Origin of the sequence: Caballeronia sp., from assembly GCF_049581465.1 — a bacterium.
GTDB lineage: Bacteria > Pseudomonadota > Gammaproteobacteria > Burkholderiales > Burkholderiaceae > Caballeronia.
Map to the genome: position 1 here is coordinate 1 of NZ_JBAUSA010001180.1, position 3,097 is coordinate 3,097.

The window sequence follows — 3,097 nt, forward strand, 5'->3', positions numbered from 1 at the left end:
GAATGTTGCACTCCCGGCATTGCGAATCGCACGTTCCCTACCCTGCAATTGGGCACCCGCATCACCCAATAAAGCCGGCCGCACCGTCTTGTTGAACCGATGTTTCAATGCGTGTACGCGACCAACCGCATCGGCAGGGCTAGGTCACCGGAGTACGCATCATTCGGATCGCCTCATACAAATTCACGACTCGTGACGCTGCGCTAAAGTTTTGGAGTCCAGTCGGGGTCATTGGATCGGCGGTACTGAGCCGAGCTTTTGCGAAAGCAGCCGTTCGTAGACACCGAAGTTCAGGTCAATTTCCCTCTGCTCGACTGTATTAACCGTCATCGTGATCTGTTCAGGCAGCAGGCCAAGCACGGTGGCCATGGCAACTTCGAGGTGCACCGCGCAGCGCCGGTCATCTGGCATCGTGGTTCCCACGAAAATCTCATAGGCCTTGTCCTGGTCGCGATAGGCCACTTCAACAAGTCTTGCCCGGGCACTCATGTTGTTCTCGATGGCTAGACGCGCAACGTCGGCCAACGTATGCAAGGTCTCGGTGGGAAAGCCGCGGGTCGCACGCAGGCGGACCCGGTGTTTGCCCAAAGTCTTCCAGTCTGTTTCAAATTCCACGGCAGGCTCCGGATATCTGGTCTGTCGATGCATCACCCGCGATAGGTGTTCACCCTTCGCGGGCGCCTCCAGGCATTTAGCCAGCGCTGACTTCAATGCGGCGCGGCCGTGCTTCCTCGCGGCGCGGGATGCTGAGCTTAAGCACCCCGTCGCTTAGGTTCGCATCGATCTTCGATATATCGAAATCCGCGCTCAATGAAAATGCTCGGGCAAAGCGCGGTTCACGGATCTCCGCGTGATGCACGCGCAAACCGACGGGCGTGTCGATCGACGCTTGGCCTTCAATGAAGAGATTGCCATCCTGTACGTGGACGTTCAAGCGGTCCCGCGATACGCCCGGCAGATCGGCCCACAACGTGATGCCATGCGCGTCCTCGTAAATATCGATGGCAGGAACGATCGCGGGACCCTTTTGCGCCTGGGTATCGCCATTGCGCGCGACAGTGCCGGTATTGCGTTCGGCGAGCTGGGTCTTGGTGTTCATGATGCTCTCCTCGGATGATGTGACCGGGTGGTCATTGGATTGCGATAGTGCGCGGGCGCGACGTCTCGCGCTTGCCGATGCTGATCGTGAGGCAACCGTTCGCGTAGCGCGCCTTGACGTTGTCCGGGTCGGCGTCACGCGGCAACTCGATTGCGCGACGGAAGGCGCCTGCGAAGCGTTCTTGCGCATAAGAACGTCCTTCGGACTGGGGCTCGACACGCGCGCGCTCGCCGCTGATGGTCAGCAAGCCCTTATCCACAGTCAGTTCCAGTTTGGCCGGGTCGATTCCCGGGGCGAACGCGACAATCTCCACGGAGTCGTCCGTACCCCCAAGGTTAATTTGCGGAAAGCTGCTAGACCGCGATGCCCGGATGCTTGATGGCAGCCCGCTGAACAACGACGACATCTGGCGCTGAAAACGGTCGAGCTCATCGAACAGGCTGTTATTGAAAAGAAGGTCACTCATGGCTGCTATCTCCCAAATTTCGGCAGAAGACGAACCGGCATTCGCGCTCCAGCCCCTCTGCCCAGGTCTCTGACAAACCAATCGAAACACGCAGCGCGAACATCGCGACTGTTTACGGAATCGAAAATAGAACATCGTTGGAGATTTTCAAGAGATCCGGCTCAAAATTTTTTTATCTTTTCCCAGACCGCAATCGCCTCCTTCATCCCGTACTAAGCCAGGTACGTCGATTGCATTTCCAATGCGTGCGCGAGGCGCAGACATCAGATTATCCGCCTGGAAGTGGGCACGCTCGGCGGGCATCACGCGAACAATGTGATGATTTCTGGCCCGGTCGTGCCGCTCAACTTGGAATACGTTCAGGCGATTGCCCTGGCGATCCATGAGCTTGCGACCAACGCGTTGAAGTACGGCGCACTCAAGCAGCGTGAGGCGCGTTTGCAGATTCAGTGGCGCGTTGACGCAGACAAGGATGGCAATCCGACGCTCTTCCTGGAGTGGCGTGAGAGCGAGTTGAGCGTGCCACCTGATTCATCCCGGCGCGGATATGGTCGACAACTGATCGAGCAGGCGCTCGCCTTCACCCTTCGTGCAAAAACGGAACTGGTATTCGGAACCGACGGAATCACGTGTCAGATTGAACTGCCTCTCGTGCGCCGACCGGGAGGAAGCCACGCGATGAGTGCCCCATGACCGCTCCTATGCAGATCCGACCGCTCGCGGGTCGCCGCATTCTGGTGATCGAAGATGACTATCTCGTCGCGCAGGCGTTGTGCGGGCTTCTCATGGAAGCGGGCGCAACGGTCGTCGGGCCTATTGGATGGCTAGATGAAGCGCTGACATTCGCGCGTGAGTGCGGCGAGCGGTTTGATAGTGTGGTCCTGGACGTTGATTTACACGGAGAAAAGTCATATCCCGTTGCGGATGTCCTCCGAAGCACGAAAACACGATTTGTCTTCACGACGGGTTATGGGAGGGACGCACTTGATGCTGCGTATCAGGAGTGCCCGCGCTGCGAAAAGCCGCTCGATCCTCAAATGCTATTGCAAGCTCTATCACACGGCTAGCGTGAATTATTCCTCAAAGACCTAACCCGTCGTCTGCCTGTTCTCAGATGTTGCTACGCGAACGCCGATGGCTGTTTGCACCTCGAAAGCCGCCATTCGATGGTCGGGTGGTCCAGCGGCAGAAGCGGGGTCGACTACAGCCGACCGCATCGGATCCTAGTCGGCCAATTTGAGATGTTGGGCCGCATCGCGCGAACGGCCGCTTCCGAGTCAGCCTGCCCCAAGATCGCAGCCTCCTCGCCCTGAAGTAACGATTGCATCGCTCTCTCAATGGGGTTTTCTTCCGATCGAAATTCGTCCCCAATTCGGGCATAACATAGGTGGCTCATGGCCCTCGACACCCGCTTACGCTTTGGAGACGCCTACATGTTTGCACGGGGATAGTCGATCCAGCTGTTGAAGTCCGTTATTAACGCTAGCGATGTCCACAAGAACGCTAATCGTGCCCGTTAATTATGCTAGCGC

5 protein-coding genes are annotated in these 3,097 nt (G+C 57.7%); 2 read left to right on the forward strand and 3 right to left on the reverse strand.

Going from position 1 to position 3,097, the window contains the following annotated elements:
• Positions 1–228: 228 nt before the first annotated feature.
• The 3 genes from WCA53_RS28870 to WCA53_RS28880 all read right to left on the reverse strand — a co-directional run bounded on the left by WCA53_RS28870 (position 229) and on the right by WCA53_RS28880 (position 1,565).
• Positions 229–615, reverse strand: a complete 387-nt coding sequence (locus WCA53_RS28870; RefSeq protein WP_423919123.1) for a hypothetical protein — start codon at positions 613–615, stop codon at positions 229–231.
• Positions 616–691: 76 nt separating this feature from the next.
• On the reverse strand, positions 692–1,099 hold the full coding sequence (locus WCA53_RS28875; protein ID WP_423919125.1) for an Hsp20/alpha crystallin family protein: 408 nt from the start codon (positions 1,097–1,099) through the stop codon (positions 692–694).
• 31 nt (positions 1,100–1,130) lie between these two features.
• Positions 1,131–1,565: an Hsp20/alpha crystallin family protein gene (locus WCA53_RS28880; RefSeq protein ID WP_423919129.1), complete on the reverse strand. Its 435-nt coding sequence runs from the start codon at positions 1,563–1,565 to the stop codon at positions 1,131–1,133.
• Positions 1,566–1,880: 315 nt separating this feature from the next.
• Here WCA53_RS28880 and WCA53_RS28885 point away from each other — a divergent pair, with 315 nt between their 5' ends.
• Both WCA53_RS28885 and WCA53_RS28890 read left to right on the forward strand, forming a co-directional pair.
• Positions 1,881–2,258: a hypothetical protein gene (locus WCA53_RS28885; RefSeq protein ID WP_423919134.1), complete on the forward strand. Its 378-nt coding sequence runs from the start codon at positions 1,881–1,883 to the stop codon at positions 2,256–2,258.
• A complete protein-coding gene (locus WCA53_RS28890) occupies positions 2,255–2,632 on the forward strand; it encodes a response regulator (RefSeq protein WP_423919137.1) in 378 nt (125 codons plus the stop codon). The genes WCA53_RS28885 and WCA53_RS28890 overlap by 4 nt, the downstream gene beginning before the upstream one ends.
• Positions 2,633–3,097 lie beyond the last annotated feature (465 nt).

Excerpts from the sequence above, each read along its gene's own strand:
- WCA53_RS28875 (WP_423919125.1), bottom strand. The coding sequence starts at position 1,099 with ATGAACACCAAGACCCAGCTCGCCGAACGCAATACCGGCACTGTCGCG.
- WCA53_RS28880 (WP_423919129.1), bottom strand. The coding sequence starts at position 1,565 with ATGAGTGACCTTCTTTTCAATAACAGCCTGTTCGATGAGCTCGACCGT.
- WCA53_RS28890 (WP_423919137.1), top strand. The coding sequence starts at position 2,255 with ATGACCGCTCCTATGCAGATCCGACCGCTCGCGGGTCGCCGCATTCTG.